This window comes from Zhenhengia sp. (assembly GCF_046966505.1).
Lineage (GTDB): Bacteria > Bacillota > Clostridia > Lachnospirales > Cellulosilyticaceae > Zhenhengia > Zhenhengia yiwuensis.
In genome coordinates, this window is record NZ_JBKVCH010000006.1 from 46139 (window position 1) to 69216 (window position 23078).

Below are 23078 nucleotides of genomic sequence, written 5' to 3' on the forward strand. Positions count from 1 at the left end.
ATTCCAAATAATGCCTTTTTTGCGTTTGCTAATATGATTATGTAAACAAATGAAATTTTAAGTATTACATACAATCAAAATGCTATAGATTACAAGAAATAACTTATGTAAAGCTGAAAAAATAAATAGAATTTTGATATATTAAGAAGGCTTTGTAAAAACTCACAAAGTTTTTTAAAACAATATTTAATTAGAGTTAAAATATTGACACTTATAGATACAATTGGTACAATGTTTATAAATTGAATTGTCAGACAAATGCAATTAAAAGGTTCCGTCTCGTCCTTAATGGATGAGATTTTTATTTATCTATGTATATAAGGGGGTCAAAGATGAAGTTATCAGATGTATTAGTAAGATGTTTAATGGAGGAACAAGTCGATACAGTATTCGGCTATCCGGGAGCAGCAGTCCTGTCTGTCTACGAATCTTTGAGAGCTTCCAGTATACATCATGTACTAGTAAGGCAGGAGCAGGCTGCCGTACATAGTGCAAGTGGATATGCAAGGACTACAGGAAAAGTAGGAGTATGTATTGCAACTTCGGGACCAGGAGCAACCAATTTAGTGACAGGTATTGCAACAGCATATATGGATTCTATTCCTATTGTTATTTTTACAGGGCAGGTTAAATCTAGCTTAATAGGCAGAGATGTCTTTCAAGAGGTAGATATTACAGGTTGTACTGAGCCATTTATAAAACATAGCTATTTGCTTCAAAATCCGAAGGATTTCCCTAGGATTGTAAAGGAAGCTTTCTATATTGCCAGAACAGGAAGGCCAGGACCTGTACTCATTGATTTACCTATGGATTTTCAAGATGCACAAATAGACTTTAACTATCCTAAAAAGGTAGACATACCTGGCTATAAACCAACAATTAAGGGACATATAGGACAGATTAAAAGGGCTATCAAACTCTTACTTAATAGTAAAAGACCTTTAATCTGCACAGGAGGGGGCGTTCACCTTGGGCAAGCAAAAGAGGAGCTTGCTTATATGATAGAGAAGTCTCATATTCCTATGGTGCATACACTGATGGGAACAGGAACATTAGATACATATTCGCCTTATAATTTAGGAATGATTGGAAGTCATGGTTATTATCATGCTAACTGGGCGCTTAAGCATGCAGATACAATCCTTTTTATAGGAGCACGTATTGCAGATAGGGCTGTAGCTAATGCAGGGATTTTGGATGAAAAAGCTAATATTATTCATATTGATATAGATCCAGCAGAGATTGGCAAAATGACAGCAGCGCATATTCCGGTTGTAGGGGATGTAAAAGAAGTCCTAAGGGTTATGAACGAACTCATTAAAACAAGTGAAACGAAGGAATGGATTGAAACCATTTTAAATCATAAGAAGAAAACAGCAGACATAAAGTATGAACACAGTATTAATCCGAAGACAGTTATTAAAACATTATCGAATTTATTAGATGATGAAGCGATTATTACAGCTGATGTAGGACAGAATCAGTTTTGGACTATGCGCAATATGGAGATTAAAGGAAATCGCCAAATACTTTGCTCAGGTGGATTTGGTACTATGGGTTATTCATTACCAGCATGTATAGGTGCTGCAATAGGAAATAAATCTCGTAAGGTAGTGGGTGTGTTTGGAGATGGAAGTTTCCAAATGAGTTTTTTTGAATTAGGGACGCTTGTGCAGGAGCATGTAAATCCTATTATGATTTTATTCAATAACAGTGGACTTGGAATGGTAAGGGAGATCCAAAGAAAACTCGAAACAAAAGAGTATGGTGTAGGTCTTCCTAAGAATCCGAATTTTGCTGCTATCGTAAGAGCGTATGGTATAGAGGCATATAGAATAGATGACCCAGATAAGGTAGAAGAAATACTTAAACAAGCTATAGCAAGCGGTAAGCCTCAATTTTTGGAGTTTATTGTAAGTGATAAAGAAAGCACTTTATAAGGAGGTGGAATATGGAAAAACATGTAATTTCTGCACTGGTTGAGAACCATTCAGGAGTATTAAATCGCATATCTGGTCTCTTCAGTAGACGTGGTTACAATATTGATAGTTTATCCGTGGGTGAAACAGAGAACCCTTCTATCTCGCGTATGACTATTGTAACGAAAGCGGATAAGCAGATGCAAGAGCAGATCAAAAAACAGCTTAATAAACTAATAGAAGTAATTAAAATTGTAGAACTTAATGAAACAAGTGCAGTTTATAGAGAGTTAGCACTTATTAAAGTAGGAGCTAATCATGAAAATCGTGCTGAAATTATAGAGATTGCTAATATCTTTAGAGCACATATTGTAGATGTTTCTAAAGAAGTATTAATTTTAGAAGCTACAGGCGATCAAGGTAAAATCAAAGCACTTACTGAAATGCTACAGCCTTATGGTATTAAAGAAATTGTGCGAACAGGGCTTACTGCGCTTCAAAGAGGAGAAAATGAATTAAAAAATTAAGACTTCCAAAGAAGCCTTATAAATAAAATAACATATGGATTATATATAAGGAGGATTTTATTATGGCAAAGTTATATTATCAAAAAGATTGTGATTTAAATTTATTAAAGGGTAAAAAAGTAGCAGTTATTGGTTATGGTAGTCAAGGGCATGCACATGCACTTAATTTGCATGAATCAGGTGTAGAGGTTATTATAGGCCTTTACAATGGGAGTCCATCATGGGAAAAAGCTGAAAAAGCAGGTCTTACTGTTATGACAGCAGCTGATGCAGCAAAAGCAGCGGACTTTATTATGATTTTAATTAACGATGAGAAACAAGCAAAACTTTATGCAGAAAGTATTAAAGATGGGCTTACAACAGGCAAAACGCTTGCATTTGCTCATGGTTTCAATATTCATTATGGACAGATTATACCACCAAGTGACGTAAATGTTGTTATGATTGCTCCAAAAGGACCAGGACATACAGTAAGAAGTCAATATCAAGAAGGTAAAGGCGTACCGTGTCTTATCGCTGTTTACCAAGATGCAACAGGAGATGCAAAAGATATTGCACTTGCTTATGCAGATGGTATTGGTGGAGCGCGCGCAGGAATATTAGAAACAACCTTCAAAGAAGAAACAGAAACAGACCTTTTCGGGGAGCAAGCTGTACTTTGTGGTGGTGTAACAGCACTTATGAAAGCTGGTTTTGAAACATTAGTTGAAGCAGGCTATCAACCAGAAAGTGCATATTTTGAATGTGTACATGAAATGAAACTTATTGTTGACCTTATTAACCAAGGTGGCTTTGAATATATGAGATATTCAATTTCAGATACAGCAGAGTATGGAGACTATACAGTAGGACCACGTGTTATTACAGATGAAACTAAAAAAGAAATGAAAAAAGTACTAACAGAAATCCAAAATGGTACATTTGCTAAAAACTGGATATCAGAAAATCAGGCCAATCGACCATACTTCAGATCTGTTAGAAGAATTGAAGCAGAGCATCAAGTAGAGTCAGTAGGTAAAGAGTTAAGAAAAATGATGAGTTGGATTAAAGAAGACTAATAAATGAAGGAGGGGCTTTTCTTATGGCAAAAGCTATTAAAATTTTTGACACGACACTTAGGGATGGAGAGCAATCACCAGGATGCAGTATGAATCTTAGTGAAAAACTAGAGATGGCCCTACAACTGGAAAGACTAGGTGTAGATGTTATAGAAGCAGGGTTTGCAATTGCTTCACCAGGAGACTTTAAGTCTGTTCATGAAATTGCAAAAGTAGTGAAGCACACAAGAGTAGCGAGCCTAGCAAGAGCCCTTACTAAAGATATTGATGCAGCAGCAGAGAGTTTAAAAGGTGCAGCATATCCACGTATACATACCTTTTTAGCAACATCAGATATACATATGCAGTATAAGTTAAAAAAGACGCCAGAAGAGGTACTGCAAAATGCAGTAGAAATGGTTAAGTATGCAAAAAAATACTGTGAAGATGTAGAGTTCTCAGCAGAAGATGCATCAAGAAGTAATCCAGTTTTTCTCTATCAGATATTTGAAGCTGTTATTAAGGCAGGTGCAACAGTTATTAATGTTCCAGACACAGTAGGATATACAAGTCCAGATGAGTTCTACAATTTAATAGCAGGTATTCGCGATCATGTCCCTAGCATTGATAAAGTAGATATTTCAGTACACTGTCATAATGACTTAGGAATGGCTGTAGCTAACTCCTTATCCGCTATTAAAGCTGGTGCAACTCAGATTGAGTGTACGGTTAATGGAATAGGAGAACGTGCAGGTAATGCAGCACTTGAAGAACTTGTTATGAACCTTAGTGTTAGAAAAGATCTTTATGATTTAACAACTAATATTCAGACAAAAGAGATTTACAAAACAAGTAAGCTTCTAAGCAGTATAACAGGGGTGAAAATACAGCCTAATAAGGCCATTGTAGGAGAAAATGCTTTTGCACACGAGTCGGGGATTCACCAACATGGGGTACTCACTAATAAGAGTACTTATGAGATTATGACGCCAGAGTCTATAGGGCTTACAGAAAATAAAATGGTACTTGGCAAACATTCAGGTCGTCATGCTTTTGTAGATCGTATAGGGATGCTGGGCTATGCCCTTGAAGAAGAGGCGCTTAATAAAGCATTTGAACAATTTAAGATGCTTGCAGATAAGAAGAAAGTTGTTACAGATAAAGATATTGAAGCACTTGTGCGTAGAAAAACTGTGGCTATTCCACAGACTTATACATTAGAGCGCTTTGTTATCAATTCAGGTAATACTATTACAGCTACTTCAGCTGTAAGACTTATTTGTAAAACAGGAGCCGTGCTTGAAGATGTTATGTCTTCTTATGATGGGCCTATTGATGCATCCTTTAAAGCTATTGATAAGATGGTAGGTAAAAAATTCACGTTAGAAGACTTCTCTATTAATTCTGTTACAGGTGGAGCAGATGCACAAGGTGAGGTAAATCTTAAAATTAAATGTAAGAATAAAACTTATAACGGTCACGGCGTAAGTATGGATATTGTAGAAGCAAGTATTTTGGCTTACTTATCTGCAATCAATAATATGCTTTATGATTTAGATAGCATAAAAAAATAAAATTAAGCTACTAGGTGCAGGGACTATCTTAAGGTAGGCCTTGCACCTTATCACATTACACTATAAAACCTAAAAGGAGGAAAGACAAATGGGAATGACCATGACACAAAAAATATTAGCAGCTCATGCAAATCTTAAAGAAGTGGTGGCAAGGCAGCTGATTGAGGCTAATCTTGATTTGGTGTTAGGAAATGATATTACAACACCTGTTGCTATAAAAGAATTTGAGAAAATTGGTGCTCAAGATGTGTTTGACTGCTCTAAAGTAGTCATTGTGCCAGACCATTTCACGCCCAATAAAGATATTAAAGCGGCTGAGCAGTGCAAATGTGTAAAAACTTTTGCTTATGATAAAAACATTGAGCATTATTTTGAAGTAGGCGAAATGGGCATTGAACATGCACTTCTTCCTGAAAAAGGATTAGTAGTACCAGGAGATGTCGTCATAGGAGCAGATTCACATACTTGTACATATGGTGCACTTGGAGCCTTTTCTACTGGTATTGGTAGTACAGATATGGCAGCAGGTATGGCAACAGGTAAGGCCTGGTTTAAGGTACCAGATGCTATTAAGTTTATACTAAAAGGTAAACCTAGCCATTTTGTATCTGGAAAAGATATTATATTGCATATTATAGGCATGATAGGAGTAGATGGTGCACTTTATAAGTCAATGGAATTTACAGGAGAAGGTCTTAAGTACTTATCTATGGATTCGAGACTATCTATGGCTAATATGGCTATTGAAGCAGGTGCTAAAAATGGTATTTTTGAAGTGGATGAAGTGACACTTAAATATGTTAAAGAATATAGTAGTAAATCTTATACAGTCTATAAGGCAGATGAAGATGCAGTATATGAACAAGTAATAGAAATAGATCTTAGCACCATTAGACCTACAGTAGCTTATCCACATCTTCCTGAAAATACAAAAACTATAGATGAAGTAGAAGAAATTAAAATTGATCAGGTAGTTATTGGTTCTTGTACAAATGGACGTATAGAAGACCTACGTATGGCAAGAGAAGTTATGAAGGGGAAAAAGGTAGCAAAAGGTATACGTGTTATCGTTATTCCAGGTACTCAAAACATCTATTTGCAAGCTATTAAAGAAGGTATTGTAGAAGATTTGGTTACAGCAGGCTGTGTAGTCAGCACGCCAACATGTGGTCCTTGTCTTGGTGGACACATGGGCATTTTAGCAGCAGGTGAAAGATGTGTAGCAACTACAAACCGTAACTTTGTAGGACGTATGGGACATATAGAATCAGAAATATATCTTGCAAGTCCGGCAGTGGCAGCAGCGTCTGCTATTTGTGGCTATATTGCAAATCCGGAAGAAGTATAGGAGGGGAATAAAATGAAGGCAACAGGTAGGGTATTTCGTTATGGGGATAACATTGATACGGATGTGATTATTCCGGCAAGATATTTAAATACATCAAATCCTAAAGAATTAGCTATGTATTGTATGGAGGATATTGATATAAATTTCACGCAGCAAGTAAAGGAAGGAGACATTATAGTAGCAGATAAAAATTTCGGTTGTGGTTCTTCTAGAGAGCATGCACCTATTGCGATTAAAGCCTCTGGTATTTCATGTGTTATTGCAAAGACTTTTGCACGTATTTTTTATAGAAATGCTATTAATATAGGACTTCCTATTTTAGAGTGCCCTGAAGCAGTGGAGGGCATCCAGGCAGGAGATACGGTTGAAGTAGATTTCACTAAAGGTACTATTACAAATGTAACAAGTGGTAAGGTCTATAAAGCACAGCCTTTCCCAGAGTTTATGCAGAGAATTATTGAGGCTAATGGTCTTGTTAATTATGTAAGGGAAAGTAAATAGGGAGTGATAATAATGAATTATAAGATTGTTACTTTGCCCGGAGATGGTATTGGACCAGAGATCATAGCGCAGGCCGTTAAAGTATTAGATGAAGTAGGTAATAGATTTGGTCATACATTTAACTATGAAGAGCATCTTATAGGTGGTGCGGGTATAGATGAGCTAGGCTCCTCATTACCTCAAGCTACTATTGATGCATGTAAGACAAGTGATGCAGTACTACTTGGTGCAGTAGGTGGGCCTAAATGGGATACTACTTCAAATGGAGATAGACCAGAAAAAGGGCTACTTAAGATTAGAGAGACACTAGGACTATTCGCTAATCTTAGGCCAGCTCTTTTATATAAGCACCTTCAACATGTAAGTCCATTAAAGGCAGAAGTTATTGGAGATAGCTTAGATATTCTTATTGTAAGAGAACTTACAAGTGGTATTTATTTTGGGAGGCATGAACGTACTATATGCGATAATCCAAAAGATACATATGCGGAGGATGTTGAGTACTACAATGTAGGTGAAATTGAACGTATTCTTAGAGTAGGTTTTGATTCAGCTATGAAAAGGAATAAGAAGGTTGTAGTAGTAGATAAGGCTAATGTGCTTGCTACTTCTAAGCTCTGGAGAGAAGTAACACAAGAGGTAGCAAAGGATTATGAAGAAGTAGATTATAGTTTTATGTATGTAGATAATGCAGCGATGCAGCTTGTGGCGAACCCTAAACAGTTTGATGTCATCATTACAAGTAATATGTTTGGGGATATTTTATCTGATGAAGCAAGTATGCTGACAGGTTCTATAGGAATGTTAGCATCTGCAAGCTTAGGTGAAGGCGCTCTAGGACTTTATGAACCGAGTCATGGTAGTGCACCTGATATAGCTGGGCAGAATAAAGCTAATCCTATTGCAACTATTTTATCGGTGGCTATGATGTTACGCTATTCGTTAGGACTTGAGAGTGAGGCGCAGGCTATTGAGAAAGCAGTAGAATGTGTACTAGATAAAGGATATCGTACAGATGATATTATGAGTGAAGGCTGTAAGTATGTAGGCACTAAAGAAATGGGCAGTTATATTTGTGAAGCTATTAAGTTAGGAAACGAATAGAGGAGGGCTTAAAATGAGTCAAAGAATAATTTATTTAGATGGGAATTATGTAAGAGAAGAAGAAGCAAAGATTTCTGTATTTGACCATGGTGTACTTTATGGTGATGGTGTATTTGAAGGTATTAGAGTTTATAATGGACGTGTTTTTAAATGTGAGGAACATATTAATAGACTGTACAATGCAGCTAAAGCTATTATGCTAGAGATTCCTATGAGTAAAGAAGAGATGACGGAGGTGCTTCTTGAAACTTGTAGAAGAAATCAAATTAAGGATGGTTATGTTCGCCTTGTAATAACAAGGGGTAAAGGTGACCTTGGTCTTAATCCTGTAAGCTGTAAAGTTGCATCAGTATTTTGTATTGCAGGTTCTATTACACTTTATCCAGATGAAATGTATATAAAAGGGATGCCTATTATTACAGCTGTTCAAAGAAGAAATAAAGCAACTATTGTAGATCCTCAAATTAAATCATTAAATTATCTTAATAATATACTAGCTAAAATTGAAGCAAACAGAGCGGGGGTACCAGAAGCACTTATGCTAAATCATGATGGCGTGGTAGCAGAATGTACAGGAGATAACATTTTTATTGTAAAAGATAATGTTATTTATACACCTCCTATCTACATAGGTATATTAGATGGTATTACAAGAAATACAGTCATTGAATTAGCTAAGGAACTTGGATATGAAGTAAAAGAAAGTGAGTTTACACTTTTTAATGTTTATAGTGCAGATGAATGTTTCTTAACGGGTACAGCTGCAGAAGCTATTCCTGTTACAAATGTAGATGGGCGTATTATTGGTAATGGAGAGGCAGGCCTTGTTACAACAAGACTTCTTGAAGCGTTTAAAGCATATGCAAATAACAATGGGAGAGATATTTACTAGAAGAGGCCTAAAATAATATGATAAAAATAAAAGTGACATGTATTTTCTAAGTATAGGGAGTAGCATGTCACTTTTTAAATAGATTTAGAGTTCTTCTATAAAACTAGGATTTGGGAAAGGGATATGTGCAATGTCTTCAAGAATTGTACTAGTGTTTTCGTCTAATCTAAAGAGAGTAACTTCATTAGAGTTTTGATTGCAGACCATGAGTAGTTTTCCATCATGTGTACAAGTTATATGTCTAGGCCATATGCCTCCACAGGGATATATATTAAGTTTTTTTAGAGAGCCATCAACTTGAATTTCAAAACGCGTAATGCTATTATGCCCTCTATTGGCAGCTAATAGATATTTTTGGTTAGGTGTAATGATGCAATTAGAGCAGTAGCTCGTACCTTCATAATCTATAGGAAGGGTGGTTATTTCTTGCAGAATCTGAAGTGTACCTGTAGATGGGTCCTGTTGAGTAACAAAAATTTTATTAGAGTATTCTGTAATAATATAGCCTATAGATAATGTAGGGTGGAAGATGATATGTCTTGGACCATTTCCGCTAGGAAGGTATAGAGAAGAAAAGTTTGTATTTGATATAAGAGCACCGTTCTCTACTTTATAACAATAAATTTGGTCAGTATGGATATTAATAGCATATAGAAAATTTTCATTAGAATCCATTTGAGTACAGTGGGCTCTGGAAAGGCCATCTTTAGGAAGAGCAGGCAAATGAATTAAACTTTTGAGAGCGGTGAACTTATGGTTTAAGACACCTACACTAAAAATGTGGCCTGTTTGGTAACAAGCACCGAATAAAGTACGATGCTTAGGTGAGTAACTAATGTGGCATAATCCACCGCCTTCAAATGCTAATTGATCGAGGAAGCAAAGTTGGTTATCCTCAAATAAATACATTTGAATTTGAGCTTTATTATCGACTTCACTAAGCGTAAATAGTAAGTTGTGTAAATGACAAGCGAATGATGGATTTATAGAGTTAAGTTCTGTGATTTGAGTAAGAGAATGATTGGAAAGAGAGAAGATTTTAAGAGAAGGGTAATCTTCTAGGTTATAACCAGTCATAAGTAGTGAATACATAGTGGAGGCCTCCTAAGTAATAAATATTTTTAAAGTAAGTATAGCATAAGAATAGAGCAAGTTATAAAAAATGAAAAAAATGAATTTAAAACAAAATAAAATTGCAAAAACAAGCTATTTTGTTATAATATTATATAATTTATCTTATAAATAGTACAGCATAAGGAAATAGAGGGAGTGGAAAATATGAGAAGTGATGTTGTAAAAAAGGGCACAGATAAGGCACCTCATCGTTCATTATTTAAAGGAATGGGATATATTGAAGAAGAAATTAATCAACCTCTAATTGGGATTGTAACTGCTAAAAGTGAAATTGTTCCAGGACATATGCATCTTGATCGTATTACAGAAGCCGTAAAAGCTGGTATCCGTATGGCAGGTGGCACACCAATTGAAATACCTGCTATTGGAGTATGTGATGGAATTGCTATGGGACATGAAGGAATGAAGTATTCTCTTGTAACACGTGAACTTATAGCAGATTCTATTGAATGTATGACAATGGCACATGGATTTGATGGATTAGTGCTTGTACCAAACTGTGATAAAATTGTTCCAGGTATGCTTATGGGAGCAGCTAGGATGAACTTGCCAACAGCAGTAGTAAGTGGTGGGCCTATGCTTGCAGGGACAGTAGGTGGAAAAAAAGTAAGCTTATCTTTAATTTTTGAAGCAGTAGGTGCTTATAACACAGGTAAAATTTCTAAAGAAGAGCTTTATGAATATGAAGAGCATACCTGTCCAGGATGTGGATCCTGTTCAGGAATGTTTACAGCTAATAGTATGAACTGTATGAGTGAAGTATTAGGGATCGCTTTACCGGGAAATGGAAGTATACCTGCTGTTTATGCAGAACGTATCAGGCTTGCTAAGAGAACTGGTATTACTATTATGAAAATGGTACAAAAAGATATTAAAATTTGCGATATCTTAACAGAAAAAGCTTTTGAAAATGCTTTGACTGTGGATATGGCATTGGGCTGTAGTACAAATACTATGCTTCATTTACCTGCTATTGCACATGAAGCAGGCGTCAAGATTAATTTAGATCTGGCTAATGAAATTAGTAGCCGTACGCCAAATCTTTGTAAGCTCGCACCAGCAGGGCCACATCATATGGAAGACCTTTATCAAGCAGGTGGTGTTGCTGCGGTTATGAAAGAACTTACTAAAAAAGAACTTCTTAATGAAGAACTTATAACCGTAACAGGTGAAAGTGTGGGAGAAAATCTTAAATCTGTAGTTAATAAAAATGAACAGGTTATAAGACCTATCCAGAATCCATACAGCACTACAGGTGGGATTGCTGTACTTAGAGGCAACTTAGCTACGGATACATGTGTTGTAAAACGTTCAGCTGTAGCAAAAGAAATGATGCAGCATACAGGTCCTGCTAAAGTATTTAATAGTGAAGAAGAAGCTAAAGTGGGCATTACAAGTGGTAGGATAGAAAAAGGTGATGTTGTCGTTATTAGATATGAAGGGCCAAAGGGGGGACCAGGTATGCGAGAAATGCTTTCACCTACAGCAGTGCTTGCAGGCATGGGGCTAGATAAGGATGTAGCACTTATTACAGATGGGCGTTTTTCAGGTGCTACAAGAGGTGCATGTATTGGACATGTATCACCAGAGGCTGCAGAAGGTGGACTAATTGCACTTGTAGAAAATGGAGATTTGATTCAAATTGATATGGAAGCATGTAGCATTGAACTTTTAGTAGATGAAGAAACTATCGAGCAAAGACGTAAGTCATGGGTGAAACCAGAACCAAAAGTAAATCATGGATATTTAGCACGTTATGCTAAATTGGTTACATCTGCAAATACAGGAGCGATTTTTAAAGCGTAAGGGAGGGGAAACATGAAGCTTAATGGTTCACAAATATTAATGGAATGTTTATTAGAACAAAGCGTTGACACAGTATTTGGCTACCCAGGAGGCTCCGTTCTTAATATATATGACGCTTTATATGAGTACAGTGAGCGTATTCATCATATATTGACTGCCCATGAGCAAGGTGCGGCACATGCAGCGGATGGATATGCAAGAGCTACCGGAAAAGTAGGTGTTTGTATTGCCACATCAGGGCCAGGAGCAACGAACTTGGTAACGGGAATTGCTACAGCTTATATGGATTCTGTCCCTCTTGTAGCAATTACAGGAAATGTAGGAAAACCACTTTTAGGAAAAGATAGTTTTCAAGAAGTGGATATTACAGGTGTAACAATGCCTATTACTAAACATAACTATATCGTTAAGGATGTAAGGAAGCTAGCAGATACTATTAGAGAAGCCTTTTATATTGCTAGTTCCGGAAGGCCGGGGCCAGTACTTATAGACATTCCTAAAGATATTACAGCTGCTGAATGTGAGTATACTTATGAAGAGCCTAAAAAGATACATAGAAAGGTATGTACAATTAAGCAGAAGGATATCGATGAAGCTGTAAAACTTATGAAAAAAAGTAGGAAACCGCTTATTTATAGTGGAGGTGGCATTATTAGTAGTGGTGCTCACAAAGAGCTTATAGAGTTTGCAGAAAAATTCCAAGTACCTGTTGCTACTTCACTTATGGGGATAGGTGGTTTTCCGGAAACACATAGATTATCTACAGGACTTATTGGAATGCATGGAAGCAAGGCTTCTAATATGGCAGCTACAGAATGTGATCTTCTTATAGCAGTAGGTGCGCGTTTTAGTGATAGGGTAACAAGTAGTGTAGGAACCTTTGCACCACATGCTAAAATTATTCATATTGATGTGGACCCAGCAGAAATTAGTAAAAATGTGGCGAGCTACACAGCCATTATAGGGGATGCAAAAGAGATTTTAATAAGTCTTATAGAATTAGTAGGACAGAGAGATCATACAGAATGGCTTGAAGAAGTCGCACACTGGAAAGAAGAGTTTGGATTTGACTATCAAAGAGATAGCAGTTTGCGTCCACAATTTATTATGGAAGAGATTTATAAGCAAACAGAAGGCGAAGCAATTATTACAACAGAAGTAGGCCAGCATCAAATGTGGGCTGCTCAGTTTTATAAGTATACCACACCACGTACTTATATTTCATCAGGAGGATTAGGAACCATGGGGTATGGAACGGGTGCTAGTATAGGAGCACAGATTGCTAGAGCTGATAAGCGTGTAGTACATATAGCAGGAGATGGCTCTTTTAGAATGAACTGTAATGAGCTTTCTACAGTGGCATACTATAATGTTCCGGTTATTATTATAGTAGTGAATAATAGTGTGCTAGGTATGGTAAGGCAGTGGCAGACTATTTTCTATGGTGGGCGCTATTCGCAAACTAATTTAGATAGAGGTCCTGATTTTGTAAAACTTGCAGATGCTTATAATATTAAAGGGTATGATATTTTCACGCAGGAAGATTTTAAAGAAGCTCTTCAAGATGCATTAAAACATAATAGACCAGCTCTTCTTAATTGTCATGTAGGAGAAGATGAAAAGGTATTACCTATGGTAGCACCTGGGGCACCTATTAATGATTTGATATTAGAATAATGAGATGAAGCAAGTTCTTTCTGATAAAAGAGCTTGCTTTTTGTTTCGTGCTAAGTGTCAGTTTTTTAGGGATATGAAGGTTTAGTGTTCTTTGTAAAGTGGAATATATTTTATATAAAAATATAAAATATTGAAAATATAAAATATAATTGTTAAAATATTATTATAAATTTTAAATGGGGGAATGGCTATGAAAAAATCAAAATTTGATGAGTTTGTTAATTTCTATGATAAAGAAACACAGGGTCAGTATGCCTATTACTATAGGCAGCTATGGGATGCCTGTCAGTGTGCAGATATAGCCTATGCAATGCATCATAAACAAGGAGTATGGGAAAGCAAGGATTATGCAGCTTGGATAAGAGATTTTAATAAATTTATTAAAGAGAAGGTTAAAGAGGAGGGGCTTCAAGTAAGTGTTTGTGAAAAAATCAATGATTGGATACAAACTCTGTAAATTTAGAAGTTATAAAATAGAGGGTTAGTCTGGAGGTGCCACATATGAAAAGAAGCAAAGAACAATTTTATGGATGTTTGTTGGGTGGTGCAATTGGCGATGCATTTGGTGCACCTGTTAAGTTTATGAAATATGAAGAGATTCAAAAGTTGTATGGAGAAGAAGGTATTCATGAACTTATTCAGACAAGTGATAGAGGAAAGGTTATTATTACAGATGATACCCAACTTACAATGTTTACAGCAGAGGGGCTTTTAAGAAGTATTGTAAGAGCAAATCAAAAACAGATTACAAAAACAAGAAAAGATACTGCGATGATTATATTTAGAGCATATCTAAGATGGCTTTATACACAAGGTTTATCAACGCCTAATTGGGGAAGCAAAGCTTATGATGGATGGATCGTACAAATAAAGAAATTACATGGCTACAGGGAACCGGGAATTACTTGTATTACATCATTAGGGAAAGGGATTATGGGGACTTTAGAAAAGCCGCTCAATGATAGTAAACGTTGTGGTACAGTCATTAGAACGGCACCTATTGGACTTGTTGAGAATGAAGAAGATGTATTTAATATAGGATGTAGGGTAGGGGCGATAACCCATGGACATCCTACAGCTTATCTTGCTTCGGGTGTATTGTCAGCCTTTATTTTTTATTTACTGGAAGGATATTCCCTAGAAGAGGGAATAGGAAAATCAGTAGAAGAACTAAAGACTTATAGAAATCATGAAGAGTGCTTAGAGGCAATAGAGAGAGCGATAGAGCTAGCTAAGAAGGGGGACCCTGCTAGAGGTGATGTAGAAAGCTTTGGAGATGGTTTCTCAGCGCAAGATGCATTAGGGATGGCTATTTACTGTAGTTTGTGTTATCCAAATAATTTCGAAGCAGCCTTAAAACTTGCTATCAATCAAAGTGGTAATAGTAATAGTGCAGCAGCTATTACAGGGAACATTCTTGGCACATATTTAGGAATAAGTAAAATAGATGAACAACTTATTCAAGCATTAGACCTCCAAAAAGAATTAAGTAAATTAGCGGAAGATTTATATATCAGATTTGAAAGTAATGAAGAATGGATAATAAGATACCCAGGATGGTAAAAAAGGGGCTACAGAAGTAGCCCTTTTAATGTATAGTGGTTTAAATAATAAGATATAAAGAAAGGCTAGGATTATGAAGATTATAAGATGGTGTATAGTTTTAATTTTACTATTAGGTGGAAGCTTATGGTTGATAGGAGAAGGAAGTGTGGAGAGAGACCAAAATGAAATAAGTAATAAGAATATGGAAAGCATTCAGGAAGAGATAAGCATGGAGAAGGAAACTATAAAAGAGGACCCTATAGAAATCTATATGGAGGGGATGTCTTTAGAAGAAAAGATAGGCCAACTTTTTATAGCAGCATTAAATGGAGAAATGGGGAATGAAATACTTTTAAAACAGTATCAGGTAGGGGGGATTGTACTGTTTAAGAAAGATATTCAGGGAAAGCAGCAGGTGCAAGAACTCATTGACTCTCTACAGAAAGCAAGTAAAATTCCACTATGGATTGCTATAGATGAAGAAGGGGGACGCGTAAGCCGCATAGGACATATTTCAGAGATTACAAAGGAGCCTTTTAAAGCAGCTTATGAAATTGGGCAGACAGAAGATACACACAAAGCTTATGAGGAAGCAAAGAAAATGGGTAAAATACTATATGATTTAGGAATAAACATGGATTTTGCGCCAGTGGCAGATATTTATAATAATGAAAGCAACACAGTAATAGGTAATAGAAGTTTCGGACATACAAAAGAAGAGGTAACACCTATGGTGATTGCTTTTGCTAAAGGGCTTAAGGAAGAAGGTATATTCCCGGTTGTTAAGCATTTCCCAGGACATGGTAACACCTATCAAGACAGTCACGAGCAGCTTGCTTATATCGATAAAACGTTGCAGGATTTAGAAGAGGAAGAGTTGGTGCCTTTTTTTGAGGCAACTCGGAATGGGATAGAGGGAATGATGGTGGGGCATTTAGTGGTATCAGAAGTAGACCAGCTCCCGGCAACATTATCGCCTAAATGGGGGAGTTACATTAAAGAGCATTTTGACACAGAGGAGTTATTACTCATTACAGATGCTATGAATATGGGGGCTGTAGTGCAAACTAAAGAAGCAGGGAATGCTGCGGTAGAGAGCTTTTTAAGCGGAATGGATATTATACTTATGCCAGATGATTTGGGTGCAGCTAAAGAAGCTATGAAAAAAGCATATGAGGAAGGGAGGATTACAAAGGACAGATTAGATAAGAGCGTAAGAAAAATTTTGTTAAAAAAAGTAGAACAAAATCTACTAGTATTAGAATAGAATAGAGTAAGATAAAAAATTTTTTTAGCTATATAGGAACACTTTTTTAGTAGGCGCATATATTATTACTATGAAGTGTAAAATGGTATAGTATCCCCCTTTTAACTTATTCCTTATTCTACAATAATGAGATTGGCATTTGCAAAAAGAGCTTTAAACAAAAGAAGGCCCCTACCTTTAAGATGCCGCTTAAGGGTAGAAGTCACGAACAAGACTTTTATATAATCCTATAATGGTTCTGTTAAGTGTCAATCTCATTTAATTATATAATATAATACGTTTTATTTATATGCGACTTATAATAAAATTAGACTATAATTTTTAAGAGGGTGTTAGGACTTATATATAAGTCCTAACACCCTCTTTTAATATATTTCTATAATTATAGACGCGTAGAAAGTTTTCTAAAGTGTTTACAAATAAAAGTAGCACCTAAGCCAATAAAATAACCAGTAATAATACTTGAAATAAGTAGGAATGGTGCATAGAAGAAAATGCCTGGTGTATTTGTAATAAGAACCGCAATAGTAAGCTGACCAATAATGTGCAGTATAGAGCCTATAATGCTAATAAGCCAGATATTAATATATTTGCGAGCATATTGATAAAGTATAATCATGCCTATGTTACTAAGAAGGCCCCCTGCTAAGCTAAAGAGCAAACTTGATACTTTACCTGTAATAAAGGAACCTAAAAAGATACGAAGAATAAGAACAGTAAGCGCTTCTTTAGGTCCATACAAAATAAGAACAGCTAGTGAAACCATATTGGCAAGACCGAGTTTAAGACCTGGAATAGGAGCAAGAGGGGGAATCTGTAATTCAATAATATAAATAACAAGCGCAAGTGCACATAGTAGGCTTAAATAGACAAGTTTTTGAACTTTGCTCATTTGAAGGTTGCTCATGAAAAAAAGACTCCTTTACTCTGCAATAATATCAAGATTTTCGCTAGATGTATGATCTTGGATTTCTATAACTAAACCGTTTGGAAGACAAACAGTTGGTAATAGGCTGTTCGTAATATAGCCAAGATCTACACAGAGCTGATCAGGACAATTGGCTTCTATAATAGCAATTTTACCCTTTTCTGCTTGGATTGTATTAAAACCGCCATGTCCATTGTCTACAGTAAAGGTAATAGGCGTAGTAATGGTGGTTAGGTCGATTGTGTCAATAACTTCTCCTCCAAGTTTGATGATAGCTTTTTGCTTTGGAGAAGGTTTATAATTCGTTATAAATAGAATAGCGACTAGACTTAAAAGGATTATTAAACCTAATATGCCTATAATAATTTTGTTTAAATGTTTCATAATCATAAGACCTTTCTATTATAAAATAACTGTCAGCTTGATACCAGTATAAGTAAAAAAATAATGGTTTATCAAGGTAGCTTCAAACAACTCACTATAACATAAAAAATAATAATTGACAAATAAAATCAGGGATGATATGCTGAAAATGTAATTCCTACAAAATAACTAGGAATTGGAGGAGTGAACATGAAACTATCTACAAAAGGCAGATATGGCCTGCAAGCTATGGTTGATATTGGCGTATATGCTAAGGATAAGCATATTTCACTTAAAAGTATAGCTGAAAGATTAGATGTATCAGAAAATTACTTAGAACAACTTATCGCATTGCTTAAAAAAAATCAACTTGTAACAAGTGTAAGGGGGGCCCAAGGTGGATATACTTTAGCACGAGACGCGGGTGAGATTACTATAGGAGAGATTCTTCGTACACTAGAAGGATCACTTGCACCGACAGATTGTACTTGTGAAGGTGGCAAGCATTGCGAGCGAAATACAAGATGTGTAACTAGACCTGTATGGGAGAAAATCAGGGATGGTATTAATGAAGTCGTAGATGGCATTTCATTACAGGAACTTATAGATGATTATGAATCAATAAATGACAATACATGTAATAAATTTTATATTTAAAAACCTATGTTGGGAGTGTTGAAGATGAACAGAATATATTTAGATCATGCAGCAACTACACCAGTTAAACCAGAAGTGCTTGACGCTATGATGCCTTACTTTACACAAAGCTTTGGTAATCCTTCTAGTATTTATCAAGTTGCTCAGATAAACAAAAAAGCTATTGATGATGCAAGAGAAACGATTGCAAAACACTTAGGTGCAAACACAAACGAAATTTTCTTCACAAGTGGTGGCACAGAAGCAGATAACTGGGCTATTAAAGGTATCGTAGAAGCAAACAAAAACAAAGGTAACCATATTATTACAACTAAAATTGAGCACCATGCAGTACTTCATACATGTGAGTATTTAGAAAAACAAGGTTTTGAAGTAACATACTTAGATGTTAATGAAGAAGGGGTTATCGATCTTGAAGCACTTAAAGCTGCTATTAAAGACACAACCATCCTTATTAGCATTATGTATGCAAACAACGAAGTGGGTACAATTATGCCAATTAAAGAAATTGGTGCTATTGCTAAAGAACATGGTATTGCTTTCCATACAGATGCAGTTCAAGCAATTGGACAAGTTTGTATTGATGTAAAAGAACAAAATATTGATGCACTTTCTTTATCAGGACATAAAATCTATGGTCCAAAAGGTATTGGTGTACTTTATATTAGACGTGGCCTTAGAATTACAAACCTTATTCATGGTGGTGCACAAGAACGTGGTAGACGTGCAGGAACAGAAAATGTACCTGCTATCGTAGGTATTGCAAAAGCTATGGAACTTGCATATACAGATTTCGAAGCAAAGAATGAACGTATTAAAGGTTTACGTGATAAATTAATGAATGGGATTTTAGAAAGTATTCCTTATTCAAAACTTAATGGTTCAAGTACAAATAGACTTGTAAACAACGTAAATATTGGTTTTGAATTTGTAGAAGGTGAATCTCTTCTTCTTCTATTAGATATGAATGGTGTAGCGGCATCTAGTGGTTCTGCTTGTACATCAGGTTCTTTAGATCCTTCACATGTACTTTTAGCTTTAGGCTTGCCACATGAGAAAGCACATGGCTCATTAAGACTTACACTTGGTGAGGGCACTACAGAACAAGAAGTTGACTATGTACTTGAAAAATTACCAGCAATCGTTCAGCGTATGAGAGATATGTCTCCGCTTTACGAAGAATTTATGAAAAACAATCAATAAGAATAAAATAGAGATTAAATTATAATAATTATAACTTTGATGAGGTGACAATATATGTATAGTGAAAAAGTAATGGATCATTTCATGAATCCACGTAATGTAGGTGAAATTGAAGATGCAAGTGGTGTAGGTACAGTAGGTAACGCTAAATGTGGCGATATCATGAAAGTATACCTTAAAATTGAAAATGATGTTATTGTAGATGTTAAATTCAAAACATTTGGTTGTGGTGCTGCTGTTGCAACAAGCTCAATGGCAACTGAACTTGTAATGGGTAAAACAATTGAAGAAGCTTTAAAAATTACAAATAAAGCAGTTATGGAAGCTTTAGATGGGCTTCCACCAGTAAAAGTACACTGTTCTGTTCTTGCAGAAGAAGCACTTCACGCAGCATTATGGGATTATGCGACAAAAAACAATATTACAATTGAAGGTTTAGAAGAACCTAAAGATACAGATCATCATGACCACGGGCATGATGAAGAGGATGAAGAGCATCATGCATAATAGCAAGGGTAAAGTTGTAGTAGGAATGTCAGGAGGGGTAGACAGCTCAGTAGCTGCCTACCTCTTAAAAGAGCAAGGATATGAAGTCATCGGTATGACTATGCAAATCTGGCAAGAAGATGCACCGGAAGATAGTGATGGGGGATGCTGTGGCTTATCTGCAGTAGACGATGCTAGACGTGTATGCCAGAAATTAGGCATTCCACACTATGTAATGAATTTCAGAAATGACTTTAAAAAAAATGTTATTGACTATTTTATAGATGAGTATGAGAAAGGGCGTACACCTAATCCTTGTATTGCCTGTAACCGTTATGTAAAATGGGAATCTATGCTTCATAAGTCATTACAAATTGGAGCAGATTATATTGCTACAGGTCATTATGCAAGAGTTATTCATAATGAAGAAACAGATAGATATATGCTCAAGTTCTCTAAAACAATGGCTAAAGATCAGACTTATGCTTTATATAATCTGACACAACACCAGCTTAAGCATACTCTAATGCCTTTAGGTGATTACACTAAAGATGAAATTCGTGCTATTGCTAAAGAGATAGGTCTTGCTGTTGCAACAAAACCGGATAGTCAGGAAATTTGTTTTGTATCAGATAATGATTATGCAGGTTATATTGAACGTGAGACAGGAAAAAAACCTCAAAAAGGTAAATTTGTAACAAAAGATGGTAAAGTATTAGGAGAACATAAGGGTATTATTCATTATACAATAGGACAGCGTAAAGGGCTTGGATTATCTTATGGTAAGCCGCTGTTTGTATCTAAAATAGATCCTGATAACAATACTGTTGTAGTAGGAGACAATGTAGACCTATTTACAAATGAGGTATATGCAAATAAAATTAATTTTATGCCTTTTGAGAAATTAGAAGGTAAAATGAAAGCACAAGCTAAAATTAGATATAGTCATGCTCCACAAGAGTGTGAAATAGAAATGGTGGATGAAGAAACTTTAAAATGTACTTTTAAAGAGTCTCAAAGAGCAGTAACCCCTGGACAAGCGCTAGTCATTTATGACGGAGATATTGTTGTAGGTGGCGGTACGATTATAAAATAATTCATAGCAAGGCCTGAATCTTTAGTTAAGATTCAGGCCTTGTTTAATTGAAAAATTATGCATAAATAATGCATACAATGGTGAAAACTATCTTGTTGATATTAACACTTATTCTAGATTTTTCGAATAAAATAAATAAAAATGGGGTAAATTATACAAAATATATCAGAGCTCCCATGTAATTGTTGTATGCGAAAATATTACATGATAGAATGTCCCTGTATGAAAACAACATGGGAGGATACCAATGGAAATTAATGTATTTCAAATAGCTCTAGCATTTCTTGGTGGTTTTGGTCTTTTTATGTTCGGTATGGACTATATGGGAGAAGGACTCCAAAAAGCTGCTGGAAACAAAATGAAAAATTTACTTAGTGTTTTAACAAGTAATCCTTTTTTAGGCGTTTTAGTAGGTGCAGGTGTAACAGCTATTATCCAAAGTTCATCAGCGACTACAGTTATGGTCGTTGGATTTGTTAATGCAGGACTTATGTCACTTAGACAAGCCGTAGGCGTTATTATGGGAGCAAATATTGGTACAACAGTGACAGCTTGGATCGTATCGTTAGGAGATTGGGCTGCTTTCTTAAAACCATCTACAATCGCACCTTTATGTATTGGTGTAGGTGTTATCATGGTTTTATTCTGTAAAAAGCAAAAGGTTAAGCAAATTGGACAAATTGTCTTCGGCTTTGGTGCTTTATTCTTAGGTCTTGACTTAATGGGTGATGCAGTAAAACCAATTAGTCAACTTGAAGAGGTAAAACAATTATTTGTAACTTTAGGAAGTAATCCAATCTTAGGTATTTTAGTAGGTGCAATTGTAACAGCAGTTATTCAAAGTTCTTCAGCATCAGTCGGTATATTACAGACTTTAGCGGCCAGTGCTTTAGTGCCATGGAATACAGCTATTTATATTATTTTAGGTCAAAATATTGGTACTACAATAACAGCTATGCTTTCAAGTATTGGTGCAGGTAGAAATGGTAAACGCGCAGCCGTTATCCATTTACTTTTCAATGTTATTGGCTCAATAGTGTTTGCAATTCTTGCAGTGATTGCATTTGGCGGATTAATCCCAGCCTTTGCAGACTTCGGCAGATCACTTATTGATACAACACAAATCAGTATTGTACATAGTGTATTCAATATCTTAAACACAATTCTCTTATTCCCATTTGCGGGCGTTCTTGTAACTATTGCAGAAAAGCTTGTTAGAGGAAAAGGGAAAGATGATGAAAGTGAGAGTGAACTTAAACACTTAGATGAACGTATTTTAGAAACGCCTTCATTTGCAGTACAAAATGCTACAAAAGAAGTTGTACGTATGGGTGAAATGTCAGCACACAATGCAAAACTTGGTATAAGAGCTATCTTTGAAAAAGATGAAGCTAAAATCCAAGAAGTATTTGAGAGAGAGAAAGTTATTAATCAACTTCAACATGGTATCAATCATTACCTTATTAAACTTTCCAACTTACCAATCTCAGAAGCAGAGCATGGTATAGTAAACAGTCTTTTCCATACAGTAAGTGATATTGAACGTGTAGGGGATCATGCTGAAAACTTAGCAGAACTTGCACAGATTCGTATTAGAGATGAAGTAGAATTTTCAGAAACTGCACTTAAAGAACTTGAAACGATTGCAACGCTTGCAATCAAATGTTTTGAGACAGCAGTACAAGCTTGTGAATTTGACGATAGAAATATTGCTAAAGAAGTACAACCAATGGAGCAGCAAGTTGATACTTTAGAAGAAGAATTAAGAGCAAGACATATTAAACGTCTTTCAGAAAATAAATGTAGTTCAATGGCAGGGGTAGTATTCCTTGATGCTATTAGTAACTTAGAACGTATATCAGACCACGCATCCAATATTGGAAATTCTGTTCTTGATGAAAAGAAAATTTTGACAACGAGTGAAGTGGTACAATAAACACTAAAACGTACAAGTTGATACTTGTACGTTTTTCTTTTGAAAAAAATCGTTAAAATTTTATTTATAACTTGCTAA

General features: G+C 35.7%; 21 protein-coding genes. 18 read left to right on the forward strand and 3 right to left on the reverse strand.

What is annotated here, in order from left to right; translation table 11 throughout:
- Positions 1–332: 332 nt before the first annotated feature.
- From ilvB (ACLTBU_RS08485) to ilvE, 8 genes are all read left to right on the forward strand, one after another.
- Positions 333–1940, forward strand: a complete 1608-nt coding sequence (gene ilvB, locus ACLTBU_RS08485; protein ID WP_320651593.1) for a biosynthetic-type acetolactate synthase large subunit — start codon at positions 333–335, stop codon at positions 1938–1940.
- Between the two features lie 11 nt (positions 1941–1951).
- On the forward strand, positions 1952–2446 hold the full coding sequence (gene ilvN / locus ACLTBU_RS08490; protein ID WP_177671496.1) for an acetolactate synthase small subunit: 495 nt from the start codon (positions 1952–1954) through the stop codon (positions 2444–2446).
- Between the two features lie 62 nt (positions 2447–2508).
- Positions 2509–3504 carry a ketol-acid reductoisomerase gene (ilvC, locus tag ACLTBU_RS08495; protein WP_177671495.1) on the forward strand — a complete coding sequence of 332 codons (996 nt, stop codon included), beginning with the start codon at positions 2509–2511 and terminating at the stop codon, positions 3502–3504.
- A gap of 23 nt (positions 3505–3527) precedes the next feature.
- A complete protein-coding gene (locus ACLTBU_RS08500) occupies positions 3528–5057 on the forward strand; it encodes a 2-isopropylmalate synthase (RefSeq protein WP_337530771.1) in 1530 nt (509 codons plus the stop codon).
- An 88-nt stretch (positions 5058–5145) separates the two neighbouring features.
- On the forward strand, positions 5146–6405 hold the full coding sequence (leuC, locus tag ACLTBU_RS08505) for a 3-isopropylmalate dehydratase large subunit (protein WP_320651596.1): 1260 nt from the start codon (positions 5146–5148) through the stop codon (positions 6403–6405).
- Positions 6406–6417: 12 nt separating this feature from the next.
- Positions 6418–6906 carry a 3-isopropylmalate dehydratase small subunit gene (gene leuD / locus ACLTBU_RS08510; RefSeq protein WP_337530769.1) on the forward strand — a complete coding sequence of 163 codons (489 nt, stop codon included), beginning with the start codon at positions 6418–6420 and terminating at the stop codon, positions 6904–6906.
- Positions 6907–6918: 12 nt separating this feature from the next.
- Positions 6919–8010: a 3-isopropylmalate dehydrogenase gene (gene leuB, locus ACLTBU_RS08515; RefSeq protein WP_412218536.1), complete on the forward strand. Its 1092-nt coding sequence runs from the start codon at positions 6919–6921 to the stop codon at positions 8008–8010.
- 13 nt (positions 8011–8023) lie between these two features.
- Positions 8024–8902: a branched-chain-amino-acid transaminase gene (ilvE, locus tag ACLTBU_RS08520; protein ID WP_412218538.1), complete on the forward strand. Its 879-nt coding sequence runs from the start codon at positions 8024–8026 to the stop codon at positions 8900–8902.
- Positions 8903–8986: 84 nt separating this feature from the next.
- Here ilvE and ACLTBU_RS08525 read toward each other — a convergent pair whose 3' ends face one another.
- Complete coding sequence (locus ACLTBU_RS08525) at positions 8987–9994, reverse strand: lactonase family protein (protein WP_320651600.1); 1008 nt, start codon at positions 9992–9994, stop codon at positions 8987–8989.
- Between the two features lie 186 nt (positions 9995–10180).
- Between ACLTBU_RS08525 and ilvD the strand changes: the two genes are divergently transcribed.
- From ilvD to ACLTBU_RS08550, 5 genes are all read left to right on the forward strand, one after another.
- The gene (gene ilvD / locus ACLTBU_RS08530) at positions 10181–11842 is read left to right on the forward strand and encodes a dihydroxy-acid dehydratase (RefSeq protein WP_412218539.1); all 1662 of its coding nucleotides are present in this window, start codon (positions 10181–10183) and stop codon (positions 11840–11842) included.
- Between the two features lie 12 nt (positions 11843–11854).
- Complete coding sequence (gene ilvB / locus ACLTBU_RS08535) at positions 11855–13519, forward strand: biosynthetic-type acetolactate synthase large subunit (RefSeq protein WP_177671487.1); 1665 nt, start codon at positions 11855–11857, stop codon at positions 13517–13519.
- Between the two features lie 190 nt (positions 13520–13709).
- Positions 13710–13976, forward strand: coding sequence for a hypothetical protein (locus ACLTBU_RS08540; RefSeq protein WP_177671486.1), 267 nt, complete (start codon positions 13710–13712; stop codon positions 13974–13976).
- A gap of 44 nt (positions 13977–14020) precedes the next feature.
- On the forward strand, positions 14021–15082 hold the full coding sequence (locus ACLTBU_RS08545) for an ADP-ribosylglycohydrolase family protein (protein WP_320651602.1): 1062 nt from the start codon (positions 14021–14023) through the stop codon (positions 15080–15082).
- A gap of 148 nt (positions 15083–15230) precedes the next feature.
- Entirely contained in the window at positions 15231–16331 is a 1101-nt protein-coding gene (locus ACLTBU_RS08550) for a glycoside hydrolase family 3 protein (RefSeq protein WP_412218540.1), read from the forward strand.
- Positions 16332–16713: 382 nt separating this feature from the next.
- Here the strand turns inward: ACLTBU_RS08550 and ACLTBU_RS08555 are convergent, their stop codons facing one another.
- Positions 16714–17238 carry a Gx transporter family protein gene (locus ACLTBU_RS08555; RefSeq protein ID WP_249331426.1) on the reverse strand — a complete coding sequence of 175 codons (525 nt, stop codon included), beginning with the start codon at positions 17236–17238 and terminating at the stop codon, positions 16714–16716.
- Between the two features lie 15 nt (positions 17239–17253).
- On the reverse strand, positions 17254–17643 hold the full coding sequence (locus ACLTBU_RS08560; RefSeq protein ID WP_412218542.1) for a NusG domain II-containing protein: 390 nt from the start codon (positions 17641–17643) through the stop codon (positions 17254–17256).
- Positions 17644–17832: 189 nt separating this feature from the next.
- Between ACLTBU_RS08560 and ACLTBU_RS08565 the strand changes: the two genes are divergently transcribed.
- The 5 genes from ACLTBU_RS08565 to ACLTBU_RS08585 all read left to right on the forward strand — a co-directional run bounded on the left by ACLTBU_RS08565 (position 17833) and on the right by ACLTBU_RS08585 (position 23000).
- Positions 17833–18279 carry an RrF2 family transcriptional regulator gene (locus ACLTBU_RS08565; protein ID WP_177671482.1) on the forward strand — a complete coding sequence of 149 codons (447 nt, stop codon included), beginning with the start codon at positions 17833–17835 and terminating at the stop codon, positions 18277–18279.
- Between the two features lie 24 nt (positions 18280–18303).
- Complete coding sequence (nifS, locus tag ACLTBU_RS08570) at positions 18304–19482, forward strand: cysteine desulfurase NifS (RefSeq protein WP_412218543.1); 1179 nt, start codon at positions 18304–18306, stop codon at positions 19480–19482.
- 54 nt (positions 19483–19536) lie between these two features.
- Positions 19537–19989: a Fe-S cluster assembly scaffold protein NifU gene (gene nifU / locus ACLTBU_RS08575; protein WP_412218544.1), complete on the forward strand. Its 453-nt coding sequence runs from the start codon at positions 19537–19539 to the stop codon at positions 19987–19989.
- Positions 19982–21064 carry a tRNA 2-thiouridine(34) synthase MnmA gene (gene mnmA, locus ACLTBU_RS08580; protein WP_177671479.1) on the forward strand — a complete coding sequence of 361 codons (1083 nt, stop codon included), beginning with the start codon at positions 19982–19984 and terminating at the stop codon, positions 21062–21064. The genes nifU and mnmA overlap by 8 nt, the downstream gene beginning before the upstream one ends.
- Before the next feature lie 247 nt (positions 21065–21311).
- Positions 21312–23000, forward strand: coding sequence for a Na/Pi cotransporter family protein (locus ACLTBU_RS08585; RefSeq protein WP_177671478.1), 1689 nt, complete (start codon positions 21312–21314; stop codon positions 22998–23000).
- Positions 23001–23078 lie beyond the last annotated feature (78 nt).

Excerpts from the sequence above, each read along its gene's own strand:
- ilvE (WP_412218538.1), top strand. The coding sequence starts at position 8,024 with ATGAGTCAAAGAATAATTTATTTAGATGGGAATTATGTAAGAGAAGAA.
- ACLTBU_RS08565 (WP_177671482.1), top strand. The coding sequence starts at position 17,833 with ATGAAACTATCTACAAAAGGCAGATATGGCCTGCAAGCTATGGTTGAT.
- ACLTBU_RS08500 (WP_337530771.1), top strand. The coding sequence starts at position 3,528 with ATGGCAAAAGCTATTAAAATTTTTGACACGACACTTAGGGATGGAGAG.
- mnmA (WP_177671479.1), top strand. The coding sequence starts at position 19,982 with ATGCATAATAGCAAGGGTAAAGTTGTAGTAGGAATGTCAGGAGGGGTA.
- ilvN (WP_177671496.1), top strand. The coding sequence starts at position 1,952 with ATGGAAAAACATGTAATTTCTGCACTGGTTGAGAACCATTCAGGAGTA.
- leuB (WP_412218536.1), top strand. The coding sequence starts at position 6,919 with ATGAATTATAAGATTGTTACTTTGCCCGGAGATGGTATTGGACCAGAG.
- ACLTBU_RS08555 (WP_249331426.1), bottom strand. The coding sequence starts at position 17,238 with ATGAGCAACCTTCAAATGAGCAAAGTTCAAAAACTTGTCTATTTAAGC.
- ilvB (WP_320651593.1), top strand. The coding sequence starts at position 333 with ATGAAGTTATCAGATGTATTAGTAAGATGTTTAATGGAGGAACAAGTC.
- nifU (WP_412218544.1), top strand. The coding sequence starts at position 19,537 with ATGTATAGTGAAAAAGTAATGGATCATTTCATGAATCCACGTAATGTA.
- ACLTBU_RS08525 (WP_320651600.1), bottom strand. The coding sequence starts at position 9,994 with ATGTATTCACTACTTATGACTGGTTATAACCTAGAAGATTACCCTTCT.
- leuD (WP_337530769.1), top strand. The coding sequence starts at position 6,418 with ATGAAGGCAACAGGTAGGGTATTTCGTTATGGGGATAACATTGATACG.
- ilvD (WP_412218539.1), top strand. The coding sequence starts at position 10,181 with ATGAGAAGTGATGTTGTAAAAAAGGGCACAGATAAGGCACCTCATCGT.
- ACLTBU_RS08545 (WP_320651602.1), top strand. The coding sequence starts at position 14,021 with ATGAAAAGAAGCAAAGAACAATTTTATGGATGTTTGTTGGGTGGTGCA.
- ACLTBU_RS08560 (WP_412218542.1), bottom strand. The coding sequence starts at position 17,643 with ATGAAACATTTAAACAAAATTATTATAGGCATATTAGGTTTAATAATC.
- ilvB (WP_177671487.1), top strand. The coding sequence starts at position 11,855 with ATGAAGCTTAATGGTTCACAAATATTAATGGAATGTTTATTAGAACAA.
- nifS (WP_412218543.1), top strand. The coding sequence starts at position 18,304 with ATGAACAGAATATATTTAGATCATGCAGCAACTACACCAGTTAAACCA.
- ACLTBU_RS08540 (WP_177671486.1), top strand. The coding sequence starts at position 13,710 with ATGAAAAAATCAAAATTTGATGAGTTTGTTAATTTCTATGATAAAGAA.
- ilvC (WP_177671495.1), top strand. The coding sequence starts at position 2,509 with ATGGCAAAGTTATATTATCAAAAAGATTGTGATTTAAATTTATTAAAG.
- leuC (WP_320651596.1), top strand. The coding sequence starts at position 5,146 with ATGGGAATGACCATGACACAAAAAATATTAGCAGCTCATGCAAATCTT.
- ACLTBU_RS08585 (WP_177671478.1), top strand. The coding sequence starts at position 21,312 with ATGGAAATTAATGTATTTCAAATAGCTCTAGCATTTCTTGGTGGTTTT.